The sequence below is a fragment of the Natrinema caseinilyticum genome (genome assembly GCF_024227435.1).
In the GTDB taxonomy this organism is placed as follows: Archaea; Halobacteriota; Halobacteria; order Halobacteriales; family Natrialbaceae; genus Natrinema; species Natrinema caseinilyticum.
In genome coordinates this window covers 551526-578125 of record NZ_CP100446.1, presented here as the reverse complement: position 1 = coordinate 578125, position 26600 = coordinate 551526, and the positions used below count along the sequence as shown (strand labels likewise).

The window sequence follows — 26600 nt, the reverse complement described above, 5'->3', positions numbered from 1 at the left end:
AGCATAACAACAGACGCTGCGGTATATATGTTCAGGACAGTGACGAAACCCGCTCGCCATCTCGCGTTTGACGAACTGTTGCGGTCGGTGAGTGATGTGGATCAGTTCGGCTCGAAGACCGGAGCGACGGATCCACCGTCGTCGACCGTCTCGGTCAGTTCGACGGTCTCCCCGATATCGACACCCTCCGGAACATGGGCCATTACTCGGGCTTCGCCGAGCGTGACGAGTGCGACCTGGTACGGGCCGTCGAAGTCCTCGGGAACGACCTCGAGCGTGGTCTCGGTGTACACTTCGCCCGCGGTCGGGAGTTCGGTGGTCTCGAGCGTCCGGCTTCCGCAGCGGGCGCAGGCCGCTTTCGGTGCGCCGGTGACGTGACCGCAGCCTTCGCATCGCTGCCCGAGGAGCGTCCCGTCGCGGAGCGCCTTCGTCCATTCGCCGTACGTCAAGCGGTTTTCTGTCGCCTCGTCGATCGTCAGGTTCTGTTCACTCATGCTGTGGCCTCCATGACGGTCACGAACGTGGTGGCGGTATCGCCGCCGAGGTTGTGTGCGATTCCGGTCTTCGCGTCCCCGACCTGTCGTTGACCGGCCTCGCCGCGGAGTTGCTCCGTCAACTCGACGATCTGCGCGGTTCCCGTCGCGCCGATCGGATGCCCCTTCGCCTTGAGTCCGCCGCTCGGGTTGACCGGGATCTCGCCGCCGAGCGCTGTGAGTCCCGTCTCCGCTGCGGTTCCGCCTTCGCCCTCGCCGACGAGGCCGAGCGCCTCGATCGCCAGCACTTCCGCGCCGGTAAAGCAGTCGTGGACCTCGGCGAAGTCGACGTCGGCGGCCTCGATATCGGCTTGCTCGTACGCCTCCGTCGCCGCATCGCGTGCGGCTCTCGTCTCCGTCAGCCCCTCTTTGTCGGCGATCGGCACGATGTCCGTCGCGTGTCCGAGACCGGTGACGCTCACGCCGGTTCCGTCGTAGCTTTCCGCGATATCCGGCGACGTGACGACGACCGCGGACGCGCCGTCCGAGAACGGACAGCAGTCCATGAGGTGGAACGGGTCCGCGATAATGGGGCTCTCGAGCACGTCGTCGACGGTCGCGTCCTCCCCGAAGTGGGCGCGGGGATTCAGACTGCCGTGGTATTGGTTCTTGACCGCGACCTCGGCCAACTGTTCGGACGTCGTCCCGTGTTCGTGCATGTACCGCTTCGTGAGAAGCGCGAAGATTCCGGGGAAGGTGACCCCGGTCGGTTGCTCGTACTGCCGGTGGGCCGCGCTCGCGAAAATCTTCGTCATCTCGGCGGTCTCTTTCCCAGTCGTCGGCGTGCACCGTTCGACGCCCCCGACCAGCACCGCGTCGTGGACGCCGTTCTCGACCGCTTGCACGGCGTGTTTGAACGCGTTCGAGGACGTCGCACACGCGTCCTCGAACCGCTGACACGGGACGCCGCGGAGGCCGATGTGACTCGCCAACGCAGGTGCGAGATGCGACGCGTTCTCCGTCATCCCACCCAGCGTATTTCCGAGGTAGAAGGCATCGATTTCATTTTGTTCGATTCCGGCATCGTCGAGCGCCGGCAGCGCGGCGTCGGCGAACAGTTCCGGTAACGGTTGCTCGTGCGGGCCGAATTTCGTCATACCGGCCCCGATAACCATGGCTCGTTCTACCATGCACCGAGATTGGGGTTCGATTATCATAAATCCTGAGGCAAGCGGGATCTTCGGTCCCGACCCACGGAGGCCACCCGCGCCGGCGGGTGGCCCAGACGCTTGCCGGTAATTTTATGACATACTGTGCAGATATTCCGGATAGTATGCCAGTAAGTGGCGAGTACGAGAAGGTGTACGAGTCGTACGACTGGGACGACGCGCTCGAGTCGTATGACTGGGACGCGCCTGCGGAGCTCAACATGGCTCACGAGGCCTGCGACCGACACGCCGGATCAGGGAACGTCGGCTTCGCGTGGGTATCGAAAGAAGGGGAACTCTCCGAGTACACGTTCGCCGAACTGCGGGACGCGTCGAACCGGGTAGCGAACGCGCTGACCGACCTCGGGATCGAACGCGGTGACCGGGTCACGACGCTGTTGCCGAAGATTCCGGAGACGATCATTACGATCCTCGGCATCTGGAAGACGGGCGCGATCCACGTTCCGCTGTTCACCGCGTTCGAGAAACAGGCCGTGGAGTTCCGGGTCAACGACTGTGACCCCGAACTGCTGGTCTACCACACTGACCACGACGACACGGTCGGCACACTCGACGTTGACAACGACCTCGAGACGATCAGTGTCGGTGACGGCCCGACCGAGGCCAGCAACCACGCCTACGACGAACTCGTCGAGGGGCGGTCGACCGAGTACGACGTCGTCCGCACCGGAATGGAAGACCCCGCGACGATGCAGTACACCTCGGGGACGACGGGGCCGCCGAAAGGCGTCGTCATGGCCCACAAGGTCCTGCCTATCCTATATCCGCACACGAAGTACGCGCTGGACGTCTCCGAGGACGACCTCGTCTGGGGCGCGGCGGACCCCAGCTGGTCGTATGGGCTGTTCACCACCGGGTTCGCGCCGATGGCGTTCGGCGCGACCCGGCTGCTCCACGGGGGACAGTTCGACGCGGAGCACTGGGTCGAAATCCTCGACGAGCACGACGTCACGGTCATGGGTGCAGCTCCCAGCGCGTACCGCGGCATCATCGCGGCTGGCGAGGCGGTCCTCGAGGGGCGGGAGTTCGAGGAGCTGCGCGTGTTGAGCAGCGCAGGCGAGCCGCTGAACCCCGAAGTGTACAACTGGTTCGAAGACCAGCTGGGGCTACAGGTCCACGACACGTACGGCCTTACCGAGGCAGGGATGATCGTCAACAACTACGCGGGGATCGACATGGAGGTCAAGCCCGGTTCGATGGGGCGGCCCTGCCCCGGCTACGAGGTCGAGTTGCTCGATCCCGAAACCCACGAGCCTGTCGAGACCGGCGAAATCGGAGAGGTCGCGGCCAAGCCCAGAGAGTGGGTCCTCATGGACGAGTACTGGGGGATGCTCGAGAAAACAGAAGACGCGTTCCACGATGACTGGCTGCTCACCGACGATCTGGCCCGGGAGGACGAGGACGGGTACTTCTGGTACGAGGGACGCAGCGACGACGTCATCATCTCGTCCGGATACCGGATCGGTCCGTTCGAGGTCGAAAGCAGCCTCATGGAGCACTCGATCGTCGCGGAAGCGGCCGCGATCGGCGTGCCTGACGACCAACGCGGACAGATCGTCAAGGCGTTCGTCGTGCCGGTCGAAACCCCGGATGATCCGGACGGGACGCTCGCGGACCTCCAGACGCACGTCAAAGACCGACTCGCGAGACACGCCTATCCCCGCGAGATCGAGTTCGTCGACGAACTCCCGATGACGGCGACTGGCAAAATCCAGCGCTACAAACTGGAGGAGCGCAAGGCGGAGTAGCCGCAGCCGGTGACCAACCACGCAGCGGAGTTGGCTCATCGTCGAGCGCGTCTATCTGGCGGCAGCGCGCCGCCTATGATCGTCTGACACTAAGCGGAAAATTATAGTTTCCTTGTATTGTAGTTCCAATCGTCATGGAGTACAACGTCGCCGATACCGAAGACGTACCGATTACCGACCTCTCCGAGGTCGACGAGATGCCGCCGGACCTCGACATCCGCGCTATTGACGAGGAACTCGACTGCCAGAACACCGCGGTCAAAATTTGGTACTTCGACGAGGGTGAAGAGATCGGCTACCACGCTCACTCCGAGCAGGAGGAACTGTTCTACGTCCTCGAGGGGACGTTCTCGCTGAAGCTGGGCCGCTCGGGCGAGGAGGAGTTCGTCGAGGCCGACGAGGGAACCTTCTGGGTTGCCGCACCAAAAATCGGGCGTGGCCACCGCTGTGTGAGCGAAGACGGCGGCGCTGTGCTCGCATTTGGCGCACCGGCGGTCGAGGACCCAGGGCTCGATCCACACTCGCTCTCCGACGAAGAAATCGACGAGGCGCTCGAGGACGACTGAGTCGGGACGTACATCTGTAAGACGCTCATCACGCTTCCGGCGTTGTTCAAACGTAACAACAAGTGTGCAGCGTCGGTTGTGACCGAGTGTCGATTCGGTAGGAGTGGGACACTCCAAACCGCCCGCAAGGGGAAGTCGTCTGCGGAGTCTGGAACCGTCCGCAGAACGCCAACGGCGTTCTGCCGGGCCGCACGAGACGCGGAGCGCCTCGTGGACGCTGTAGGGGCTGTTCCTGCACGTTCCGACACAGAAACAGGAAGCCCCGTCCTTACCAAGCGAGGGCCGGGGAGGCCCGAGCGCGGTAGGGCGGAGTAGTTCACCGGGAATTCCGTCTATTTCCCTGCCCTGTGTCCCCAGTGGGAAGGTGCTTGTCGACCAAAAGGTCTCTCATGAATCTTGTTGAGTGGTCGTACCCTACAATATCCAAAACAAGTAGTTTTCTGAGAGTATCACTCTCTCTTTGATATCGTCAAATAACTGCCTTAGGGTGTTAACATCTTCTCGGAATACTTGCTTGACAAACGGTAACACTATGTATCTAAGTAGTGATTATCATCACAGGGACGATAGTTTTCCAATAGATGTACTATCTACTTCGGCAGATGACCTGCTCACACCCCTCGACTACCCGCTCATCGTCATCGGAGAATCGGTAGGCGGAGCGGAGTGACAGGATATGGATGGCCAGATTGACTGTGGTCTTGCTCCGCCAAGCTATTGGTCAGGTATTGCACACCACAGAACCTCGTCTATCGATCCGTCTCACTTCCCTTGCGATTATGCACCCGACTTCGAGGTAAACGTTGTGTGGCTCATTTAGTACGATCGACGATAATTCGTCTACGAGAACAACTATACGGTCGTCCGTCGACGGTTAAGATATGCGAGACGAATTCGACACGACCATCGTGCAGTTCGACGAAGAGACCGGGATCGGACACCTAACGCTGAACCGTCCCGATGCGCTGAACGCGCTGAGCGACCAACTTCGAAAAGACATCGTTGGCGGACTGCGGCGCCTCGAAGCAGAGAACGACGCCGACGATGGTGTGGTCCTGCGCGCTGTTATTATCGAGGGCGCGGACGGCAACTTCTGTGCCGGTGCGGACATAACCGAGTTCAGCGGAGACGCCGCCGGCGCGAGGTCCGATCGTGAGCACTACGAGTTCATCAGCGACTTCCCCGTCCCTGTCATCGCGAAGATTCGCGGCTACTGTCTGGGCGGCGGCTTCGAGACCGCGATGAGTTGCGACTTCCGGTTCGCTCACGAAGATGCTCGGTTCGGGCTTCCGGAAGTCGACCTCGGGATCATTCCTGGGGCCGGTGGCGCGCAGTTCATCAGTCGGCTGAACAATCCATCAGTCGCGATGGAGATTGCGATGACCGGCGACCATATCTCCGCGGAGCGAGCCAGCGAACTCGAACTCGTTAACCGCGTCTACGGCGACGACCTCGACGGCGCCACTCGAGAATTCGCCGAAACGATCGCATCGAAGCCGCCGCTCGCCGTTCAAGCGATCAAAGACTCGGCTCGCGCGGCGACGGAAGTCGGACTAGCGGAGGGCCGAAAGTACGACCGACGCCTCGTCGAGCCGTTGTTCGCCACGGAGGACTTTGAGAAGGGTGCACGAGCGTTCGCAGAAGACGATTACGAGCCGGAGTTCGAGGGCCGGTGATCGATAGCTGAACGGCGCATGTACATCGATTCGACGTCGTTCTCGGCAGCAACACGCGGGTGATCGATCGCGTCGTTCGACCAGGCCCCGAGCGTTCACTCTCCTCGAACGGTGAACATTCCGAGATCGGTATCCAAACGCCGTCCCTTCCGGATTTTCACAGAGCCTGTGCGAAGACCGCTTCGAGGTCGTCCTCCGAGACACGACGCGGATTGCCGACCAGCAGCCGCTGAATCTCCGCCGTTTTCTCGGCGAGACGCGGGACGTCGTCCTCTGCGACGCCGAGCCCGTCGAGCCCCGACGGGATTCCGATGTCCGAACTCAACGTTTCGACTGCGGCTGCGGCGTGGTCGCTGGCATCGCGATCGCTCGCCCCATCGACGGGTTCGCCGAGGAGTTCCGCTATCTTCCCGTAGCGGTCGGCCACCGCCGGAGCGTTATATCGCATCACTTCGGGGAGGAGAACCGCCACGGTGACGCCGTGGGGGGTGTGGTTCTCTCCGGCGACCGGGTAGGCCATCGCGTGAGTCGCCCCCAGGCCGGCGTTGGTGAACGCGATCCCAGCCAACAGGCTTCCGAGCGACATATCGCGTCGCGCCTCGACGTCGGAACCGTTGTTGACCGCCTGTCGCAGGCTAGCGCCGATGAGTTCGATGGCCTTCTCGGCGAACAGATCGGTCACCTGGGTCCGGCCGCCGTAATCGGGTCGCCCCCCGGCCCTGTCGGGCGACGCCTTCGCATCGTAGCGACGGGTCGTGTACGCCTCGATCGCGTGCGTGAGCGCGTCCATTCCCGAGGACGCAGTGACCGCTGGAGGAAGGGACACCGTAAGAAGCGGATCGACCACCGCGAGATCGGGGTAGAGGTGACGGCTGGAAATCCCTACTTTGAGCTCCCGATCGGGCAGGGAAACGACCGCCGCGGGCGAACTCTCCGAACCGGTGCCGGCGGTGGTCGGAATCGCGAAGACGAGCGTCTCAGAGTCAGGGACCGGTACCCCGTTACCGATCGGCGGCGCGACGTATTCGAGCACGTCGCGGTCCATCGGAGCGAGCGCCCCGGACACCTTCGCCACGTCGAGAGAACTCCCCCCGCCAACGCCGACGATGCCGTCGGGATCGATCTCCGTTGCGGTCTCGATCGCCGATTCGTAGACGTCGACGTCCGGGTCCGGTTCGACTCCGTCGAACACGTCGACGTCGACGTCGTCGGGGACGGACGCTCGGACCGTATCGACGACGCCGGCTTCCCGTAACTGTTCGTCGGTGACGATCAGAACGCTCGAGACGTTCCGAGTCGCGACCTCGTCCCCCAGTTCTTCCGTCGCACCGTTCCCGAACTTGACGTGATCGGCGACCGCGAACTCCCATACCGTGTCAGACTCATACATACTCAGATGTGGGATTCAAAGAGGAGATACTTAACAGTATGCTGGGACCACCGATAGCGCGGTAACGCAAAGGGACTGGCGTCGAAGCGGGCGAGGCCGGTCCGTCTCATCGCAGCCGATATCCTCGGGCCGAACCGGCCGAGTCGCTCTTTCCGGCCCTCGATCCGGCCCTCCATCACGGCCGTCGGGTACGACGGAAACGGCTTCCTGTTATGAGCGTCCGACGAGCGACGCTAGTACCAGACCGTACCGGCGTCGACGTTGATATCCTGTGCAGTGACGTGGCGTGCCCGCGGTCCGAGCAGGAACGACACCGTGTCCGCCACGTCCTCGGCGTCGACGAGTTCGCCGAGGGCCGCGTCATCCGTGAAGACCGTCCGCTTGGCCTCTCCGTAGGCGATACCGCGCTCCTCGGCTTGTCTGGTGATCACGTCCTCGATTCGCGGGCCCTCTGTCGCGCCGGGACAGACGGCGTTTACGGTGACGTCGTCGTCTCCCAGTTCGAACGCCAGCGTCCGCGTGAGACCGATCACGGCCATTTTCGACGCCGCGTACGGCGTCCGCCCCTCGAGCGGTCGCTTGCCGCTGATCGAGGAGATGGTGACGATACTCCCGCGGTCGCTCTCCGCCAGAAGAGGGGCTGCGTGCTTCGAGACGAGAAACGGTCCCCGCGCATTGACCGCCATCGTCCGATCCCAGTCGTCGGCGTCGACGTCGGTCACGGGGGCGGTCGGTCCGGCGATCCCGGCGTTGTTCACGACTCCGTCGAGCCCGCCGAACGCCTCCGCGGTTCGGTCGATCATGTCCTCGACCGACGCTTCGTCGGTCACGTCGGTCCGGATCGGGAAGGCCCGATCGTCAGCGTCGGCCGTCGCCGCCGTCTCCTCGATACCGTCGCTTCGCGCCGCTAGGGCGACGTTGGCGCCTTCCGCGAGCAACTGGCGTGCGATCGTCCGGCCGATTCCGCGACTCGCACCGGTGACGATGAACGTCTGTCCGTCGTGCATGACCAGCCCTTTCTCGCCGAGACAATAATCGTTCCCGATGCTCCTCCTGTTTACGCCGTCCGAAACCGGTTCCGGGTCACTCGTCTCGAGACGACGGACCGGAAGCATCGGGGGTCGGTCGCGTGACGATCGGGGTGTGTCCGCGATGCCGGTCCGTATCTTTAACTGTCGGTGTTGCGAACGTGTTTGAGTGAGTATGTCTACCGCAATCGAGTATCTCAAAAAGGCCGACGACGCGTCGATCGAGATCGACCGGGACGTGACGGACGCGGTACGCGAGATTCTCTCCGAAGTGAGGGACCGAGGCGACGACGCGCTCTTCGAGTTCACGGAGCGGTTCGACGGCGTTGAAGTCGACGATTTCCGCGTCGGCGAAGACGAGATCGAGGCCGCAGCGGCGGAACTGACCGACGCTGAGACGGAGGCGATCGATACCACGATCGAGAACGTTCGGGCGTTTCACGAGGAACAGCGCGAACACGTCGAGGGGTTTGAGAAGGAATTCGAGGAGGGCGTCCGACTCGGTCAGCGCATCGTCCCCGTCGAATCCGCGGGGACGTACGTTCCCGGGGGCCGCCACCCGCTCGTCGCCGCGCCCGCGATGTCGATCGTTCCGGCCGAAGTCGCCGGCGTCGATCGGATCGTCACGTGCGCACCGCCACAGGACGATGGGAGTATTCAGGCGGCGCAACTGTACGCGATGGATCGGGCTGGTGCTGATGAGATCTACCGAATCGGCGGCGCACAGGCCATCGGGGCCATGGCCTACGGCACCGAATCCGTCCCGGAAGTCGCGAAGATCACGGGGCCCGGAAACGTCTTTACCACCGAAGCGAAGCGCCAGGTCTTCGGTCACGTCGGTATCGATTTCCTCGCGGGCCCGACGGAGGTGCTCATCCTCGCGGACGAGACCGCGGATCCCGAACTGGTCGCAACGGACCTGCTCGCTCAGGCCGAACACGATCCGAACTCCCGTCCGATCCTCGTCTCGACCGATCGGCGGGTCGCAGAGGAGACCGTCGACGAACTGTACGAGCAGTTGCCCGACCTCCGCACAGAGGACGTCGCGCGGGAGTGCTGGGAGGAAAACGGCGAGGTGATCGTCGCCGAGACCCTGGACGACGCGGTCGCCGTCGCCAACGACTACGCGATCGAACACCTGCAGGTGATGATCGACGAGCCGCGGTCGATCGTCGACGACCTCACTAACTACGGCTCACTGTTCCTCGGCGAACACTCGCCCGTCGTCTTCGGTGACAAAGCCGTCGGGACGAACCACAGCCTCCCGACCCTCGAGGTCGCCCGCTACAGCGGCGGTATCTGGGTCGGCACCTACCTGAAGACGCTGACCCATCAGGAAGCGACCGAGGAGGGCGCGGCGCGCATCGCTCCGTTGGCGGCCAAGATCTGCGAACTCGAGGGAACACACGCTCACCGAATATCGGCGGAAGCACGCCTTCGATCGGACGTCAGTCCCAATTACGGGCTGCAGGAGTGAACCCGGTTTGTATCCCGACGCAGACTCGCAGGCTGCGAGGGCGATTCTCGGACCGATGGTACATCGGCTTCTCTCCAACGCATGGTGAGGACTATCTGTGACGCTGCTGGTGAGCGGTTATGGCTGCGTCGGTGGACGGTCGGTCAGGGCTACGAAATCCGTCCGATAACAACACCTAACCTTCAGGCCGAGAATTGAATTGGTGTGAGTGAACATAACATCCGCGTTGAAGAATCGGACGGACGAGCCACGGTCACGATCGATCGGCCCGAGAAAGCCAACTCTCTAACCGGAGCTATGTTCGTCGAGATCGGCGACGCAGTCGCCGAGTTAGAGGGCGCCGGCGTCGACTTGGTGACGATCCGCGGTGCAGACGGAACCTTCTCCGCCGGCGTGGATATGTCGGACGTCCCCGAGTGGGGATCGGAGAATCCGCTCGCTGTTCGCGACCAGCTCGAATCGGTCCACGACGCGCTGCGGACCATCGAGGAACTGGACGCGCCCGTCGTCGCCGCGCTTGAGGGGCACGTGCTCGGCGGCGGCCTCGAACTGGCTCTCGCCTGTGATATCCGTATTGCAGACGACTCCGCCCGGTTTGGGCTGCCGGAGTCCGAGATGGGTCTCGCGATGGACCTCGGCGGCGCACAGAAGCTGCCGGGGTTCGTCGGCGAGGGGCTGACCAAGTACCTCGTCATGACCGGCCGATCGATCGGCGCCGAGCGCGCCTACGACGCGGGGCTGATCGAAGAACTTCACGACGCGTCGTCGTTCGACGCCGCACTGCGTGCGCTCGAGGATGATCTTGCCGGAAAGCCGACATACGTCCACGGACTCGCCAAGCGCCAAGTTCACTCGGCCCGGCCGCCGAACCTAGACGAGGCGATGCAGCAGGCGATCCACCACGCCATCGCGGCCTATCAGGAGGAAGAGACCCAGCGACGGGTCACCGACTTCCTCGAGGAGTGATCGCGTTCCGGGGCTACTGCCCTTCGAACTCCGCGTCTCGTCCCTCGAGTTGCGCTTCGAACCCCTCTTTCCGGTCGCGGGTCCCGTACACCTGCATCGCCAGCCTGTGTTCGGTCGAGAGGCCGTCCTCGAGAGGGACGTCGAACGTCGTCTGGAACGCCTCGAGGGCATTTTCGATACCGAGCGGTGCCTTCTCGGTCAGCTCGTCGGCCAGTTCCCTCGCTCGGTCGTCGACCTCCGCCTCGGGGACCACGTCCGTGACGAGGTTGCACTGCGCCGCTTCTTCGGGATCGATGTAGTCGCCCGTCAGGACCAGTTCCTTCGCTTTTCCGAGTCCAACGATCCGCGGCAGGCGCTGGGTGGAGCCCTGGTGGGGGAAGATGCCCAGATTGACCTCGATGATCCCGTACTTCGCCTTCTCACCCAGCACACGGAGGTCGGCGGGGAGGGTCAGTTCGAATCCGCCGGCGATGCCGGCGCCTTTGATGCCCGCGACGATGGGGGTCGTCGTCTCGTCGATCGTGTCCAGCAGTTCGCGGAACGCGCGGTGGAACTCGTCGTGGTCCGCCACGTCCTTCTCGTGCATCATCTCGAGCTGGAACCCGGCGCAGAACACCGACCCCTCGCCGAGCAGGGTCGCCGCGCGAACGTCGTCGTCGGCGTCTACTTCCTCGACGGCGGCGGTGAGGTCCGCGACGGTCGCTTCGTTCATCGCGTTGCGCTTCTCCGGGCGGGCGATGATTACGTCGGCGCGTCGACCGTCGCGCTCGATGCGGACGTGGCCGTTTCCGATTTCGGACATACAAGGACCTCATTCGGCAGCAGCAAAAACGTTTTGTCGCTCACACTCGAGCGACAGGTCAGTGCTCGTGATACCCTACGGCGAGGTCGTTCGGGCCGCCACGAATCGCGCTGGTGCTCCGTCACCCTGCCTGAAGGCTAGTGGAAATCCGAAGACGGTCGGACGAGCGCCGACCAGCGAACGCGGTATCCTGAGGTGTTCCGCGATGAGGACACCCTCGGACAACAGCGTCCGGTGGATCGGATAGTCGTCCCAGCCGTCGGGTCGCGTCGCCCGGGGCCGGTCGGGACTCGGAGTGTCCACAGCTAGCAGTTTCACGTCCTGTTCGAGCAGCCAGTCGCCGACGTCGGCCGCGAGCCACGGATAGCGCTCGTAGTCCTCGTCGTCGTAGCGCTCGCCCCAACCCGTCCGGACGAGGAGAACATCTCCTGGTCGAACGTCGTCCGCGGCCACCGCCAACTCGTCCGCAGAGATTACCTCGGACTCGTCGCGGCTTACGTCTGCAACGGTCGCTTCGCCGACGAAGCGCTCGAGCGGCAGTTCGTCGATCGTCGCTCCGTCCGGAATCATGTGGCGGGGCGCGTCGACGTGCGTCCCGACGTGGGTCGGCGTTCCGATCCACTGGGCGTTGACGCCGTCGCGATCGACGTCGCTGAGCGTCTGGAACTCGGGCGCGGGGAGCGCCGCAGAGTGCGGTGCGTCGGCGTCGAGCGGCTGGGTGAGGTCTAGCCAGTCAGCATTATCAAATCGGTTAGTCATCGGTCTCTGTGAAGGTGGTATGTGGGGTGCCGCGGTCGGTGGTCGGTCAGCCGCCACCGATGATCTGCATCAGCTCTTCGTCCTCGGTTATCTCTCCGGCCTCGTCCGTTTCGGCGATGATCTCGCCGCGTTCGATAACGTACAATCGGTCGACGAAGTCCTTGACCTGATTGATCTGCGATTCGGCGACGAACACGGCAATACCGAGCTCGTCACGGATCACCGAGATGCTCTCGGTGAGATCTCGCTTAATGCTCGGCGCGAGGCCCTCAAACGGTTCGTCCAACAGGACCAGCTCCGGCTCGGCGACGAGCGCGCGGGAGACGGTGACCATTTGCTGTTGGCCACCGGAGAGCTTCCCCGCCGGTTGATCGAGGAACTTCTCCATGGCGGGGAAGATGTCGAGGACGACCGAGAGACGGTCGTCGATATCGACCTCGTCGTCGCTCCCCCACAGTGCCATTTCGATGTTCTCTCGTGCCGTCAGCTTCGATATCAGCCGTCGGTCTTCGGGGGCGAAGCCGATGCCGAGGCGCTTGCGCTCGTGCGTCGGGTACGACGTGATGTCCTCGCCGCGGAACGACACCGATCCGCGCTGGACGTGTTGGAGCCCCATCACGGACTTGAACGTCGAGGTCTTCCCGGCACCGTTTCGGCCGATGATCCCAACGACTTCGGTCTCGGCGACAGCCAGGTCGATCTCGCGGAGGACGGTGATGTCCTCGATCGACGCATCGAGTTCCTCGAGTTCGAGCAGCATCACTCTTCACCTCGAATGCGCTGTTTGACCGTCTCGTCTTCGAGCACTTCTCCCGGTAGACCGTCGATTATTTTCCGGCCCTGATCCATCGCGACGACGCGCTCGGCGTAGTCGGCGATGAGTTCCATGTCGTGCTCGATGAACAACACGGCCGAGTCCGACGTCTCGAAGTAGTTCTGTAGTCGGTCCATGATCGCGTACTTATTTTCGGTGGCAACGCCGCTCGTCGGTTCGTCGAGGATGAGGAGCTTCGGCCGCAGGGCGACGCTCATGCACACGTCGAGGATCTTCTTGTCGCCGTGGGGAATCGCTTCCGCGTACGCCTCTTGCTGATCGGCGAGGCCGAACTCGTCCAGCAGCGCGATCGCTTCGGCGCGAGTGTCGTTCTCCCAGTTGAGCACGGTAAACAGGGAGTTGTTCCGCTGTTCTCGTGAGAGGATCGCCGAACGAACGTTCTCTACGAGCGTGAGATCGTCGCAGACTCGCGGGATCTGGAACGACCGGACGAGTCCCGACCTCGCGCGATCGTGAACCGGCGATCCGTTTAGCTGCCGCCCGTTGAAAACGATCTCGCCGGCGGTCGGATCGAGAACGCCGGTGAGCAGATTAACGAAGGTTGTCTTCCCGGCCCCGTTCGGACCAATGATTCCGACGATCTCGCCACTGTCGATCTCGAAGTTCATCTCATCGACGGCCCTGAGATCACCGAACTCCTTCGTCAACTCCTGTGTTTGGAGTACCGACATCACCGCTCACCTCCGCTGTTTCGCCACTGGCGAACGCGCCGACGGATCCGTGCGCCCATGCCCGAGAGCCCCTCGGGTTCGAACACGATCACGAGGAACAGGACGAGCCCCATCATGAAGTGCCAGTACTCGGTCAGCTGTTGGGCCTGACTGCGGATAATGATGAACGCTCCTGCCCCAGTGATCGGGCCGAAGAACCATCCCGTGCCGCCGAGGACGGTCATGAACGCCAGTTCGCCGGACCGAGACCAGTGGAGTACGGTCCCCGGCGTGACGTGGCCGTTGAGGACCGCGTACATCGCGCCCCCCAAGCCGGTGAACAGACCCGACATGATACTCGCGTACCACCGGTATCGCCGTACTGGGATACCGATGGCTCGCGCTCGTTCCGGATCGTCTCGGATCGTCTTGAGCGTGAGTCCGAACGGAGAGTGCATGAACGCCCACAGCAGCACCATCGTTATCACGAAGGCGATCAGGATGACGTAGTAGAGGACGCCCATTAGGTAGCCCGCGTACCCCCAGCTCGCGAGGTAGTCGACGCCGCCGATGGTCGGTGTCGTGATCGGAACGCCGTCGGTCCCGCCGGTAACGGTGTAGAGCTTCACCGTGATCACGTAGATCAAGTGGGCGAGTGCCAACATCAACAGCGCGTAATACACTTCGGTGTGTCGGACTGAGATGTAACCGATGACGACCGCGATTGCGCCCGCTGTGAGGACGCCGAGGGGCACGAGCAGCAATAGCTCACTCGTTCCGGTGTACTCCATCGCGAGGCCGATCGCGTACGCCGAGCCGCCGAAGAACGCCGCGTGTCCGAACGACAGCAGTCCGGTATAGCCGAGAAGGACGTTGTACGCGAGCGCAGCGATGGCGAACGCGAGTATCTGTCCGAGCAGAAACACCTCGTACTGGCCCGTCCCCGGCAGGTACGGGAAGGCGAACGCGCCGATGAGGAGCACGGCGCCCGCCACGCTGCCTGGGTTCCGGAGACGTTGCCTAATATCGATCGAGATTCCGGTAGTGGTATCCTGACTCATGCTTCGATTTCTCCGAACAGGCCGGTTGGTTTGACCAGCATCACGGCCGCCATCAGCAGGAACACGATGGCGAGCTCTAACACCGGCACGTAGTACGACCCGTACGCTTGCACCATCCCGATGATGAGAGAGGCGGTGATCGCTCCTTTAAGACTCCCCAGTCCGCCGATGACCAACACCGCAAACGCGAGGATAACGAACTCGAGCGCGAGCCCGGTCGTCATCGAGGCGAGGGGGAGGTAGAGTGCGCCACCGAGCGCTGCTAGCGCGATGCCGATAACGAACACTTTGAGGTGGATCGACCGCGTGTCGATCCCAGTGAAGCTGACGGCTTCGTCGTCTTCGGCCATCGCGAGCGTGATCTTCCCGAGGCGCGTCTCCTCGAAGAAGTAGTAGAGCGTCGCGGCGACCAAGACGGTGACGAGGATGGTCAGCACTGACCACCACGGATACGTCCGCCCGGGCAGGCTAAACGAGCCGAGAAGGTTGGCCGGAGCCGTCGCGCTCACTGGCTGTCCGCCCCAGATGAACTTCATCGCGTCCTCCATCATCAGGATAACTCCGAACGTCGCCAACAGCTGATAATCGTCTTCGAGGCCATACAGCGGCTTGAACGCGGTCTGTTCCATCGCCAGGCCGATCGCCGAGACGGTCACTGGCACGACGACGAGCAGCAGGACGAAAAAAACCACGAAGAGCCCCACGAAGCCGAGGGTGCCGCCGACCGCGCCCACGGTCGCGTGAATGAGACTCGCGCCCAAGTACGCCCCGAGGGGCAAGAAGGCGGCATGGGCGAGGTTCAGGAAGTTCAGCATCCCGTAGATCAGCGACATTCCGGTTCCGAGCAGGAATAGCGTCGCCGCTCCGGACAATCCGTTGAGGATTATTACTAGTTGTTCGCTGATGAATTGTTGAACCATAATTTGTCGTGTTCGCGGGGATTTACAGGCTGCTGATCCACTCGCTGGTCGTCATCGACGGCGGCGGATTGACGTGCTCGGGAGCGATCCAGACGGTGTCCCGAAGGTCCACCCGATCCTCTTGGGGATCCGAGAACCCGTAGAAGGACGGCTCGACGACGTTGTGGCTCCCCTGTGGCATGTTAACGAACCCGCTCGGCGAGTTGAAGCCGATTCCCTCCATCGATTTCACCCACTGATCTTTCGTGGGGTACTGACCGCTCAGGTTGTACGCGCGTTCGATCGAGTAGACGTACGCCCAAATCGCCTGCCAGGCGTGGAACGCCCCGTGTGCGTACGGCGGTTCGCCGTATTCGCTCTGGTAGTTTTCGACGAACTGCTCGTGCAGCGAGTTCCATTGCTGGGTCCCGAACGGGTAGTGCGGACCGCGAGCGCCGAAGATGATTCCCTCCGGGATCTCGTCGGGAATGTTCCCAATGACGTGACTCCCCGCGGTGAAACAGGGGAGAGTATCGTCGAAGAGGCCCTGACTGTTCGCCTGCGTGATGAAGTTCACGGCGTCACCGCCCCAGTGACTCGAGTAGATGAAGTCCGGGTTAGTGCTGTTCAGCGCGCTGATCGTCGAACTGTAGTCGTCGTTCGGGAACGGTGTGAACCGCGAATCGACGATCTCAACGTCGATACCGAGACTCTCGATCGCCTGCGTGAAGAGGTCCCAGTTATTCCGGCCGAAGGCGTAGTCCTGATTGACGCCGGCGACGGTCTCCACGTCAGTGAGCGCGGTCTGGAGGAGCCGCGCCGCGCCGATCGCGTCCGTCGAACTGCTCGCACACGTTCGGAACACGTACTGGGGATCTTTGTTCGCTTTGTCGAACAGGTCCGTCGTTCCCGTATCCCAGACGACCGTCGGCTGACCGAGCTCTTCCGCGATCGGGGCGATCGACAGCACGTTCGCGCTCGAGATGTAGCCGACGATCACGTCGAAGTCTTCCTGCGTCGCCAGCCGCCGGTACTGCTGGACGATTTCGTCGACGTTCTCGTCGAACTCCTCCATCTCGATCTCCCGCTCACCCAGGATCCCGCCCTCCTGGTTGATCCGGTCGACGACCATCCGCGCGGACTGCATCATCGGCGTGCCGAACACGGAGGCCGGGCCGGACGTAAATCCGATACAGGCCATTCGAAGCGGTTCACTGGGGATTTCACCCCCACCCGCACTGCCGCCACCCTGCTTCGCAGGGTTACTACAGCCAGCGAGGCCCATCGACGCCGCAACGGTCGCCGTGCCCGCGCCTTTCATAAAGCGTCGTCGACCGACTTTCTCTCTGATATTTGGTACCCCGCTCTTTACGATCTCTCCGTCTGGATCAAACGACGATGCCATCATGTGCCGAATTAGCATGATTCATGATAAACATTATTCCTAGAATGAAACAGTATCGTGATTACGATTGGTGGTATAATAATCCGTTGAGATAAAATAAAACAATAATGGGTAGAATTCAAGTCTGGGAATCGACCAAACGATCAGAGTATCCCTTCGCGTTCCTCGAGCGAGGTGCGTCGGATCTTTCCGGAGGAGGTTTTCGGGAGTTCGTCGACGAACTCGATCTGCTGGGGGTACTCGTACTTCGCGAGGCGGTCGCGGACGTCCTGTTGGAGGGACTCCTCGAGACTCTCCGACGCTTCGAACCCGTCCGCGAGCACGACGAACGCCTTCGGCACCTCACCGCGCTCGTCGTTGGGGACGCCGATGACGCCCGCGTCTGCGACCGCGTCGCTGTTCGCTAACGCCTCCTCTATCTCGACAGGACCGATTCGGTAGCCCGCGCTAATGATGACGCTGTCCGTCCGCGAGACGAACTCGAGGTAGCCGTCTTCGTCGAGACGGCCGAGATCTTCCGTGAGCAGCCAGCCGTTTCGGACCTTCTCCGCGGTCTTGTTCGGTTTGTTCCAGTACTCTTTGAAGCAGACCGGATCGCCCTCGTATCGGACGGCGATTTCGCCCACCTCACCGGTCTCGATCCTCTGTTCGGCCGTTCCCGGATCGACGATAGCGATCTCGTGGCCGGGGGCCCGGCGCCCGATCTTTCCCTCTCGAGACTCGGCAAGCGCCGTACAGTCACCGACGAGCATGTTGGCCTCGGTCTGGCCGTACGCTTCGTGGACCGCGGCCCCGTCGAAGACGTCCCGGGCCCACTCGACGATCGACTGTCCGAGCGACTCGCCGCCGCTGGGCAGACACCGAATGCTGGAGACGTCCCATCGGTCCGGGTCGTCCATCTGTTCCATCATTCGGAGGGCCGTCGCTGGGCCAAAGAAGACGGTGACGTCGTAGCGTTCGATGATTTCCATCGCGGTCTCGGGATCGAACTGTTCGTCGGCGCTGTAGGCGACGACGGGGCGCCCGTAGAACATGGCCGGAAAGACGACGTCGAACAGCGTTGCCACCCAGGCCCACTCCGATGGCGTCCAGAAGATGTCGCTGTCCCGCAGTTCCATGTTACAGAACCCGGTGATGACCAGTGGGAGGTTCCCGAGGAGGACTCGGTGTGCGTGTCGGACGCCCTTCGGATCGCCCGTCGTCCCCGAGGTGTAGATGATGATGGCGTCGTCCTCGGCGTCGGTTCGCACGGTCTCGAACTCCCGGGAGTGGGTGTCGATCAGTTCCTGGAACGCGAACTCGTCGTCCTCGGGGTCTACGTCACCGACGGTAACGACGGTCTCCAGTGACGGCGAGTCAGTCGCCACGTCCCGGACCGTCTCGACGTTCGTACCGTCGACGAAACAGGCGACCGCGTCGGCGTCGTTCAGACGGTAGGAGACAGCGTCGGTGCCGAACAGCGTACTCAACGGAACGGAAACCGCGCCTAATTTCCAGCAAGCCACGTGCGCGATGACCGTCTCGGGCCGTTGGCGCATGTTGATGGCGATTCGATCACCCCGTTCGACGCCCCGATCTCGCATGGCGTTGGCCAGCGCGTTGGCGGTGTTTCGGACTCGCCGGAACGTGTACGTTTCACTCCCACCATCGCCGTCGTCGGCGAACAGCGCGACCCTCCCCTCGTCTTCGGCCCAGCGGTCGCACACGTACGTCGCCATATTGAACGTCTCCGGCACCTCCCACTCGAACTCCTCGAGAAGCCGGTCGTAGTCGTCCCAGTCGCGCTCGTAGAAGTGGTATGCTTCGAGCCGGTCCGTAGTACTCATGCAATGATAGATAACCACGTGAGTAATACAAGTTGTGATAAGATATATCACGACAAGATAGAGCGGACGGTTTGGGTCCGGCGCTCGCCGCTGGTGTCTCTCTCAGTCTGATCCCGGCCGCGGCCAACCCATCGGTACAAATATAAATAACAGGATTGGCTAGTTTCCCAGCCAGTACAGTATGCGTACACGTTACTCAGTGATTCGAGAACAATGGGTGTGAGCGGAATGGTCACGCAGCGCACTCGATCGGGCGTTTTCGCGGCGTGCTTTCTGGTTTCGGCCGGAGTGAACGCGTACATGATCGCTCCGGCGAGCATCATTCCGCTGCTCGTCGAGGCATTCGACGTCGACAAGGCCGGGGCGGGCGTCGCGATCAGCGCAGCCGTGTTGGGCTCCGTCGTCGTCCAGATCCCGTTCGGGTTCCTGATGGATCGGTACGACAACCGGCTGCTGATGACCGCTGGAACGGCCGTGTTCGTGCCGGTCGCGATCGGAGGATCGTTCGCGGCGAGCTATCCGCTCTTTCTCGCGAGTCGGGCCGCCGCTGGGATCGCCGGCGGTGCCGTGTTCGTCCTCGGAACCAACGTCGTTGCGCAGGTGTTCGCCGGGGAGCGACAGGGGGTCGTAACCACCGTATTCATCGCGAGTGCCCCTTTCGGATTCGCGATCAGCCAGTTCGGCGGTCCGATCCTCGCTGCCACGTTCGGCTGGCAGGCCGTGTTCGTCGCCTACCCGCTCCTCTCCGCGATGGGCTATCTCGTCTTTCGTCTCTCCAGACCGACGGCGATTCGCACCGGCGATCGGACCTCGCTCCGAGAGTTCGGCAACGCGTTACGAAACCGAGCAGTGCTGCTCGTCTCGCTCTCCGGGTTCTGCTCGTACGTCCTTTACATCTTCATGAACTCGTGGATGCCGACGTATGCGACCGAACGGCTGCCGCTGACGCTGGGCGAAGCGGGGGCGATAACGGCGCTGTTGCCGGCCGTCGGCATGCTCGCACGACCCGTCGGCGGCTGGCTCTCGGACTACGTCGGCTACCGCCGACGGCTGATCGTCGTCTGCTCGCTCGCGTTCGCGCTCCCGGCGTTCTTCGTCGTCTCGCGAACCATCTCGACGCTCCTCTTCTCGGCTGTCATGCTCGGCGTCGGGTTCTCGCTCCAGTTCGGCATGGGCGTCTACTACGTCTACACGCGAGAGCTCGCCGCCGAGGGGACCGGCGGGACGAGCCTCGCCGTGTTCACGTCGATCGCGTTCAGTGGCACGCTAGTCTCACCGACGCTGGGCGGCTGGCTGATCGGCGCGTTCTCGTGGGAGACGACGTTCTTCCTCTATGCCCTCATCGGCATCGCCGGAATCAGCGTACTGTTCCTCACGCGCGACTCGAATCCGAGTCCGACCGGGTGATCAGGCCGGCCCCTCGCTTCCACCGTCCGCACCTAGACCGCCTTCGACGGCCCACTCTTCCAGCCGGTCCGCGGGGGCGTATCGAACTGCATCCGTCTCTTCGTGTAGCGCAAGGAGGAGATCCCGAAGCCGATCGTAGCCGTGCTCGGCGGCCAGACGCGTCGGTCCCTCCGGGAAGCCGGCGCCGAGACGCAGCCCCTCGTCGATCTCGTCGGGATCGGCCGCGTCGGCCGCGACGAGTTTCGCCGCCTCGTTGATCCCGACGGCGACTAGCCGCGCTTCTATTTCCTCGCGCGCTGCGTCGTTCGGCACGTCCGCCCCGCCGTCTTCCCAGTCGTAGAAGCCACGTCCGGCCTTCTTTCCGAACGCCCCGTCCTCGACCTTCGCCTCGAGCAGCGGGCAGGGGGCATACCCCTCACCGAGGGTTTCGTGCATGTACTCGAGTACGTCGACTGCGACGTCGATCCCGATCTGATCACAGAGTTCGAAACAGCCCATCGGGAGGCCGAGGCCGAATTTGGCGGTGCTGTCGACCTCGGCGACGGTGGCGTCGTCCCCGTAGACGATCCAGGCGGCTTCGTTGAGCATCGGCACGAGGACGCGATTGACGATGAATCCAGGGGTGTCCTTGCGGACCCGGATCGGGGTCTTGTCGAACGACTCGGTCAGGGCTTCGGCGAGATCGAGCGTCTCCTCGTCCGTGTGTTCGCCCCGAATGACTTCGACGAGCGGCATCCGCACCGGTGGATTGAAGAAGTGCATGCCGCAGAACCGCGCCGGGTCGTCGACCGTTTCGGACAGTTCGCTGATCGAGAGCGTCGACGTGTTCGTCGCGTACACCACGTCGTCGGGGGCGTGGGCGTCGAGTTCTCGGTACACATCCTTTTTCAGAGCCATTCGCTCGGGGACGGCCTCGATGACGACGTCCGCGTCCCGCACGGCGGCCTCGACGTCGACGAACGTCTCGATGCGCTCGAGCGCCGCCGCGGGGTCGTCCTCCGCGATCCGTCCGGCGTCGACGAGTTTCGTCAGACTCTGCTCGATTCGGTCGTAGCCGTCCCGAACGAGTTCCGCCGAGACGTCTCTGAGGTGGATCGTGTATCCGGAGAGGGCCGCGACTTCAGCGATTCCGTGGCCCATGCTTCCCGCACCGATAACCGCGATCGTATCGATCTCTGTCGTGTCCATGGAAAGTGTTCACTAGCTGAACGTCGTTCGATCGTATAAAATGGGGTGACGATCCTGCCACGAGTCGAAACCGCATAGCGGATTCCGCCACCGCGTTCACAGCCCGTTTTCGGTCGGAACCGCTTCTGCTTCGCGAGAGCGTTTAGTCGACCGTAGCGACAGCCGCGGGGGCTCTCTCGGCGTCCGACGATCGGTCACTCGCTCCCCCGTCGGTCATCGCTCCGGAGCGTTCTCCCGGACGAATTCGATCGTCTCTTCGATCGACGTACCCGGGCCGAAGATCGCCGCGACGCCTTCGTCTTTGAGGTCCGGCCGGTCTTCTTCGGGGATTACTCCGCCGACGAGGACCAGCGTGTCGTCTGCGGCGTCGTACTCCTCGAGCCCGTCCATGATTTTCGGGACGAGCGTGTCGTGGGCGCCCGAGAGGATGGAGATCCCGAGGACGTCGACGTCCTCCTGGACGGCGGCCTGGATGATCTCGTCGGGGGACTTGTGCAATCCGGAGTAGATGACCTCGAACCCGGCGTCGCGGAACGCACGCGCGATGACGTGTGCACCGCGGTCGTGACCGTCGAGGCCGACTTTCGCGACCTGACACCGAATCGATTGCTGTTTGGTCTCAGTGCTCATGGGATGATCTATTCTCGTCGGGCCTATTGTTCTATCGGACACGCAGACAATCCTCGCACGACTCATCGTCGAACAGGTGCGCGGCCGAACGGAACGGATTCTCCCCCTGTCCGCCGATCGACCGTTAGACGGGGGCGACCTCTTCTTGATAACTACCGTGGTGCTCCTCGAAGACCGCCATGATCTCACCCATCGTCGCGTAGGCCTTCACGGCGTCGACGACGTACGGCATGACGTTCTCGCCGTTCTCGATCGCGTCCGAGAGCGCCTCGAGCGTCGCATCGACCGCCTCGTCGTCGCGCTCGTCTTTGACGCGCTCGAGGCGTTCGAGTTGGCGGTCCCGCGTCGTTTCGTCGATCTGGAGGATCTCCGGCGAGGTGTCTTCCTCGATCGTGTACTCGTTGACGCCGACGACAACCTCCTCGCCGCGCTCGACGCGCTCCTGGTACTCGTATGAGGCCTCGTGGATCTCGCGATGGAAGTAGCCCCGCTCGATCCCGGTGAGGACGCCGTCGCGGATCGAGCCGTCGCCCATCTCGCGGATCTCCTCGAGGTAGTCCATGATCTCGTTTTCCATCTCGTTGGTGAGCGTCTCGATGGCGAAACTTCCCCCCATCGGGTCGACGATGTCGACCGCGCCTGACTCCTCGGCGATAATCTGCTGAGTTCGGAGGGCGACGCGGACGGCCTTCTCGCTGGGCAGTGCCAGCGCCTCGTCGAAGCTGTTAGTGTGCAGCGACTGGGTGCCCCCGAGGACGCCGGCCAGTGCCTGAATGGTGACGCGGACGATGTTGTTGAGCGGCTGCTGGGCCGTCAGCGACTGGCCGGCCGTCTGCGTGTGGAACTTCAGGCGCTTGGACTCGTCGGCTTCCGCGCCGTACCAGTCTTCCATGACGTGCGCATAGAGGCGGCGCGTCGCACGGAACTTCGCGACTTCTTCGAAAATCGAGTTGTGCGAATTGAAGAAGAAGGAGAGCAGCGGCGCGAAGTCGTCGACGTCAAGATCCCGGTCGAGGCAGTCCTCGACGTAGGCGAAGCCGTCGGCGAGCGTAAATGCGGCCTCCTGGGCAGCAGTCGAGCCGGCCTCGCGGATGTGGTAGCCGGAGATCGAGACCGGATGGAACTTCGGCGTCTCCTCGACAGCGAACTCGATCGTGTCCGTGACGACCTCAAGGGCCGGCTCCGGCGGAATGACCCACTCCTTCTGTGCGATGAACTCTTTGAGCATATCGTTCTGGAGCGTGCCCCTGATCTCTTCGCGGGGCACGCCTTGCTGATCGGCGAGCGCGATATACATCGCATAGATCACCGGCGCAGACGGGTTGATGGTGAACGACGTCGAGACCTCGCCGATGTCGATGCCGTCGAACAGCACTTCCATGTCGGCGAGCGTGTCGACGGCGACGCCCTCCTTGCCGACTTCGCCATCGCTCATCGGGTGATCGGAGTCGATGCCCATCAGCGACGGCATGTCGAACGCCGTCGACAGCCCCGTCTGGCCCTCGTCGATCAGATAATGAAAGCGCTCGTTTGTCTCCTCGGCGGTGCCGAAGCCGGCGAACTGTCGCATCGTCCACGTCCGCCCGCGGTGCATCGTCGGATACGGCCCACGCGTATACGGTGGTTCCCCGGGAAATCCAAGGTCTTCCTCGAAATCGAGATCAGCAATATCGTCGGGGGTGTAGAGCCGGTCGACCTCGTGGTTCGAGACAGTCGCAAATCGGTCCTTTCGCTCGCCGCGTTCCAGCGACGGCTCGAGCGTGTCCGCTTCCCACTCTTCCCGCCGCTCTCGTATCTCCTCGAGTTCTCGATTATCGAACATTGATGTGATAATACATACTAGTATTCTAAAGCTTTGTCCTCGAGAAGCGGTAGACGTCCGGTGGTAAATTACCGTCGATGGGGTGGGCGACCCGAGAGAGAGAGAGCGATTTGGACAAACAGCAACCGACCGTGCGAGAAACGCTGCTGAAAAGTTGGTGGCTCCCGCCTCGAAGTTAGTTGTAATAACTGGGATCCGGGTAAGAGTAGAAAATCTCTTCGTCTCTCCAGTCAGAATTTCATATTTCCTATCTGATACCTATAGCGAATGATGTCGATCAATTGTGATGGATGAAACCGGACATAATCAATACGCGGAACCGAAGCACCCAAGCAGGGCATCGACACGTTCGAGTTATTACTCGAAGCCTGTTCGGAGTTACCCAGTCCACGTGATTTCTAAGCGCGGCTCATCTGTTTGGCAACAGGTCGGCTTGGATTGCGGGCGAGAGAGATTTCACACCTCAATACCACGTGGTTCGACTGGGATCGGAAGCTTATCCAGATTCCACAGCACGAGCCGTGTTCTTGTGGGTACTGTCGTCGCCAAGCAGCTCAGGAAGCGAGCCACTGTGACGACCTCACAGAAGCCGAGGCAGTAGGGGCACGGTGGCACCCAAAGACCGTCTCCTCCGCACGGGCGATCCCCTTCGACCTGTCGTTACGTCTCGAATTGTGTATCGAACGGTTCGTCAATCGCTACGATTCGTTCCCGCATTCGCGCTCGACAATTAATAGACGGGTGAAAGAAGCAGCCGAGTGTGCCGATCTTCGAGGGCGTGTCTACCCACATTGTTTACGAGCAACCGCTGCGAGCTACCATGCCTATCAGGGAGTTGCGCCAGTCCCTCTTCAGGCATTGATGCGCTGGAGCGATCTCGCCACTACCCAGAAATACATCCGAATTTCCGGAACAGCGACCGCAGATGCACTCCGACAAGCGCATCATCGATAACTAACAGGCTACTCACTACTCTTGTAGCCTCTGCTGAATAGAAGGCACGAAGGTACCGTGGATAATTCTTTGTAACATCATCATGTGGTTTGCTGTATGAATTCACAGGCACTCAAAAAATCAGCTATTGCAGGAGTTATTTCACTCACAATTACATTGGTTCTAACCTATATTGCTTCACTAATTTGGTCGACACAACTGTTTGTTGCTGTCGGATTAGCCTCATTCTTTTCAGCATTTGGTAGTGCGTACGGCGCACACATAGAATATCTTGAAAGTTGAGGGGATAGCACACGTTGTGAATACCTTACTATCCTGTAGATGTCACTGTGCTGGATAGAACCTCTCCATTCAGCAGGCAGATTCTGACAGAATCTGAGTAGAACGTTCAGTATCTGCTGAATACGGGGCGCGAGTCTCGCACGCCAGTTGCTTCCGAACGTGGATGTTGGAACCGTTACTTACAGCACACCGATCTACCAGCTGATGCGCGGTCAACCGATATGGAAAGAACTGTTGCCTCCAACCGGGCCATAGCGCGTGCAGCGGTTCATATGATTTGGATAATATCTAGGACGAAGGGCAGCGCCAATATTCCTAAGATCAATAGTGCGATGAGAATTCCTAACAACCAAAGTTGCTGCTCATACCGCTCAACCAGACTATTCACATGGATATCAACCGATTGACTGCTTTGGAAATTCGCACCTTTTGAGCCATACGTGAAGTCTAGCTGGAGTAGATAGTCGCCCGGACTGGCCGCGTCATCAACGTGCAATTCCAGAGTGATGGAGGGGACTTGATCAGAGGCCCGTTGTATCAGAGGATATCGTTCGTTGACTCCCTCAGCCGGTTGGAAACTGCTTGGAGGGAGAACTATACTGCCGCCAGGGGTGCCGAACTCGTACTTCTGTGTGTCATCTCCGGACTGAGACTCTGCCTGACCCGAATCCTCTGTTGCAGCATCCGGTTGACGATTCAGGCGTACCTGTATCGGATGATCTTCGTTGAGAAGGCGAGGCGATGAATAGAACTGTAAATTGTTGTGTTCAACAGAACCATGGCCGCTTAGATAGACGCCTATCTCGATCACATCTCCCGGATTAACGGCTAACTGGTTTCGAGTCGGTACGATGTTGTAATTCGGAAAGACCATTTCTAATCCTTGAGGCGACGTTTGCTCTGGTGGGGCGTCTATAACCGGCGCTTGTTCGTGCTGACTGCTTTCTTCATTCTCCCCTACTAATTCGGTTGCTTCGTTCGTGGATTCCGTATCACCATCTCCTGATTCAATTGGTTCGCTGTCTCCGTTCCACCATCCCCGTACCACGAAACCGCCAATAAACAGCAAGATAGCAACTAGAAGCCCGCCAACTATCGATATCGGTTGTATTAGACCTTCGAATTCCGAGAAGATTCCAGTAACCAGCCCGATGATAGCATTCGTTATAAACAGGATGACGGATAGAACCAACCAGATTACCGCTACTATCGCCACAGCGCCGACAATGACCAGTAGCACTCGGCTGAAGACTGATACAGTCTCATTCGCGGTTCTGGACAGTAACTCATTCAGCTTTTCGTTTGCATCATTGACTCGTTCAGCAACATCCGCGATCGTGATGCCCATGTAATTTTTGATTAGATATCCGCCGAGAACGGAGGCAAAAAAGGGGAAGACATACGCCTTCGATTAAGTCCAAAACCATGTTAATGTGGAGAGATATTCTTCCGGGAAGACGGTGGCAAGTACCGGGACAAATATCGTCAGATAGAGTCCGACAGCAAGAATCATAGCGCCTGCACAAA

22 protein-coding genes and 1 pseudogene are annotated in these 26600 nt (G+C 61.4%); 7 read left to right on the top strand and 16 right to left on the bottom strand.

The genetic code is table 11. The annotated features are described in order from the left end of the window. Positions 1–101: 101 nt before the first annotated feature. Both NJT13_RS22100 and NJT13_RS22095 read right to left on the bottom strand, forming a co-directional pair. Positions 102–494: a Zn-ribbon domain-containing OB-fold protein gene (locus tag NJT13_RS22100; RefSeq protein ID WP_254525685.1), complete on the bottom strand. Its 393-nt coding sequence runs from the start codon at positions 492–494 to the stop codon at positions 102–104. After that, positions 491–1663: a thiolase domain-containing protein gene (locus tag NJT13_RS22095; RefSeq protein ID WP_256549440.1), complete on the bottom strand. Its 1173-nt coding sequence runs from the start codon at positions 1661–1663 to the stop codon at positions 491–493. The genes NJT13_RS22100 and NJT13_RS22095 overlap by 4 nt, the downstream gene beginning before the upstream one ends. A 143-nt stretch (positions 1664–1806) precedes the next feature. On the opposite strand from NJT13_RS22095, the gene NJT13_RS22090 reads away from it, so the two are divergent. From NJT13_RS22090 to NJT13_RS22080, 3 genes are all read left to right on the top strand, one after another. Beyond that, positions 1807–3450 (top strand): acetate--CoA ligase, encoded by a 1644-nt coding sequence (locus tag NJT13_RS22090; protein WP_254525684.1) that lies wholly within the window; start codon positions 1807–1809, stop codon positions 3448–3450. A gap of 134 nt (positions 3451–3584) precedes the next feature. Beyond that, positions 3585–4016: a cupin domain-containing protein gene (locus NJT13_RS22085; RefSeq protein ID WP_254525683.1), complete on the top strand. Its 432-nt coding sequence runs from the start codon at positions 3585–3587 to the stop codon at positions 4014–4016. Between the two features lie 881 nt (positions 4017–4897). Beyond that, positions 4898–5692 carry an enoyl-CoA hydratase/isomerase family protein gene (locus NJT13_RS22080; protein WP_254525682.1) on the top strand — a complete coding sequence of 265 codons (795 nt, stop codon included), beginning with the start codon at positions 4898–4900 and terminating at the stop codon, positions 5690–5692. Between the two features lie 157 nt (positions 5693–5849). Here the strand turns inward: NJT13_RS22080 and NJT13_RS22075 are convergent, their stop codons facing one another. Continuing rightward, positions 5850–7082 (bottom strand): hydroxyacid-oxoacid transhydrogenase, encoded by a 1233-nt coding sequence (locus NJT13_RS22075; protein WP_254525681.1) that lies wholly within the window; start codon positions 7080–7082, stop codon positions 5850–5852. A 233-nt stretch (positions 7083–7315) separates the two neighbouring features. Continuing rightward, positions 7316–8089 (bottom strand): SDR family NAD(P)-dependent oxidoreductase, encoded by a 774-nt coding sequence (locus NJT13_RS22070; RefSeq protein ID WP_254525680.1) that lies wholly within the window; start codon positions 8087–8089, stop codon positions 7316–7318. Positions 8090–8285: 196 nt separating this feature from the next. Between NJT13_RS22070 and hisD the strand changes: the two genes are divergently transcribed. Beyond that, a complete protein-coding gene (hisD, locus tag NJT13_RS22065) occupies positions 8286–9587 on the top strand; it encodes a histidinol dehydrogenase (protein WP_254525679.1) in 1302 nt (433 codons plus the stop codon). A 204-nt stretch (positions 9588–9791) separates the two neighbouring features. Then, the gene (locus NJT13_RS22060) at positions 9792–10553 is read left to right on the top strand and encodes an enoyl-CoA hydratase/isomerase family protein (protein WP_254525678.1); all 762 of its coding nucleotides are present in this window, start codon (positions 9792–9794) and stop codon (positions 10551–10553) included. Positions 10554–10566: 13 nt separating this feature from the next. On the opposite strand, the gene NJT13_RS22055 is transcribed toward NJT13_RS22060, so the two are convergent. The 8 genes from NJT13_RS22055 to NJT13_RS22020 all read right to left on the bottom strand — a co-directional run bounded on the left by NJT13_RS22055 (position 10567) and on the right by NJT13_RS22020 (position 18790). Continuing rightward, positions 10567–11355 (bottom strand): enoyl-CoA hydratase/isomerase family protein, encoded by a 789-nt coding sequence (locus tag NJT13_RS22055; RefSeq protein ID WP_254525677.1) that lies wholly within the window; start codon positions 11353–11355, stop codon positions 10567–10569. 75 nt (positions 11356–11430) lie between these two features. Further along, complete coding sequence (locus NJT13_RS22050) at positions 11431–12114, bottom strand: cyclase family protein (RefSeq protein WP_254525676.1); 684 nt, start codon at positions 12112–12114, stop codon at positions 11431–11433. 46 nt (positions 12115–12160) lie between these two features. Next, entirely contained in the window at positions 12161–12874 is a 714-nt protein-coding gene (locus tag NJT13_RS22045; RefSeq protein WP_254525675.1) for an ABC transporter ATP-binding protein, read from the bottom strand. Then, the gene (locus NJT13_RS22040; RefSeq protein WP_254525674.1) at positions 12874–13620 is read right to left on the bottom strand and encodes an ABC transporter ATP-binding protein; all 747 of its coding nucleotides are present in this window, start codon (positions 13618–13620) and stop codon (positions 12874–12876) included. Before NJT13_RS22040 ends, NJT13_RS22045 begins: the two co-directional genes overlap by 1 nt. Next, complete coding sequence (locus NJT13_RS22035) at positions 13620–14660, bottom strand: branched-chain amino acid ABC transporter permease (protein ID WP_254525673.1); 1041 nt, start codon at positions 14658–14660, stop codon at positions 13620–13622. The genes NJT13_RS22040 and NJT13_RS22035 overlap by 1 nt, the downstream gene beginning before the upstream one ends. Beyond that, positions 14657–15580, bottom strand: a complete 924-nt coding sequence (locus NJT13_RS22030; RefSeq protein ID WP_254525672.1) for a branched-chain amino acid ABC transporter permease — start codon at positions 15578–15580, stop codon at positions 14657–14659. Before NJT13_RS22030 ends, NJT13_RS22035 begins: the two co-directional genes overlap by 4 nt. Before the next feature lie 22 nt (positions 15581–15602). After that, on the bottom strand, positions 15603–16964 hold the full coding sequence (locus NJT13_RS22025) for an ABC transporter substrate-binding protein (RefSeq protein ID WP_256549439.1): 1362 nt from the start codon (positions 16962–16964) through the stop codon (positions 15603–15605). A 143-nt stretch (positions 16965–17107) separates the two neighbouring features. Beyond that, positions 17108–18790: an acetate--CoA ligase gene (locus NJT13_RS22020; protein WP_254525670.1), complete on the bottom strand. Its 1683-nt coding sequence runs from the start codon at positions 18788–18790 to the stop codon at positions 17108–17110. Positions 18791–19018: 228 nt separating this feature from the next. On the opposite strand from NJT13_RS22020, the gene NJT13_RS22015 reads away from it, so the two are divergent. Beyond that, positions 19019–20197: an MFS transporter gene (locus tag NJT13_RS22015; protein ID WP_254526109.1), complete on the top strand. Its 1179-nt coding sequence runs from the start codon at positions 19019–19021 to the stop codon at positions 20195–20197. 24 nt (positions 20198–20221) lie between these two features. Here the strand turns inward: NJT13_RS22015 and NJT13_RS22010 are convergent. From NJT13_RS22010 to NJT13_RS22000, 3 genes and pseudogenes are all read right to left on the bottom strand, one after another. Then, a pseudogene (locus NJT13_RS22010) lies at positions 20222–21385 on the bottom strand (3-hydroxyacyl-CoA dehydrogenase family protein); the annotation flags it as partial. Between the two features lie 213 nt (positions 21386–21598). Next, positions 21599–22015: a cobalamin B12-binding domain-containing protein gene (locus NJT13_RS22005; RefSeq protein WP_254525669.1), complete on the bottom strand. Its 417-nt coding sequence runs from the start codon at positions 22013–22015 to the stop codon at positions 21599–21601. Positions 22016–22139: 124 nt separating this feature from the next. After that, positions 22140–23837, bottom strand: coding sequence for an acyl-CoA mutase large subunit family protein (locus NJT13_RS22000; RefSeq protein WP_254525668.1), 1698 nt, complete (start codon positions 23835–23837; stop codon positions 22140–22142). A 417-nt stretch (positions 23838–24254) separates the two neighbouring features. Between NJT13_RS22000 and NJT13_RS21995 the strand changes: the two genes are divergently transcribed. Beyond that, positions 24255–24791, top strand: coding sequence for a tyrosine-type recombinase/integrase (locus NJT13_RS21995; protein WP_340681202.1), 537 nt, complete (start codon positions 24255–24257; stop codon positions 24789–24791). Between the two features lie 550 nt (positions 24792–25341). Here the strand turns inward: NJT13_RS21995 and NJT13_RS21990 are convergent. Then, positions 25342–26421, bottom strand: a complete 1080-nt coding sequence (locus NJT13_RS21990) for a DUF8164 family protein (protein ID WP_254525667.1) — start codon at positions 26419–26421, stop codon at positions 25342–25344. Positions 26422–26600 lie beyond the last annotated feature (179 nt).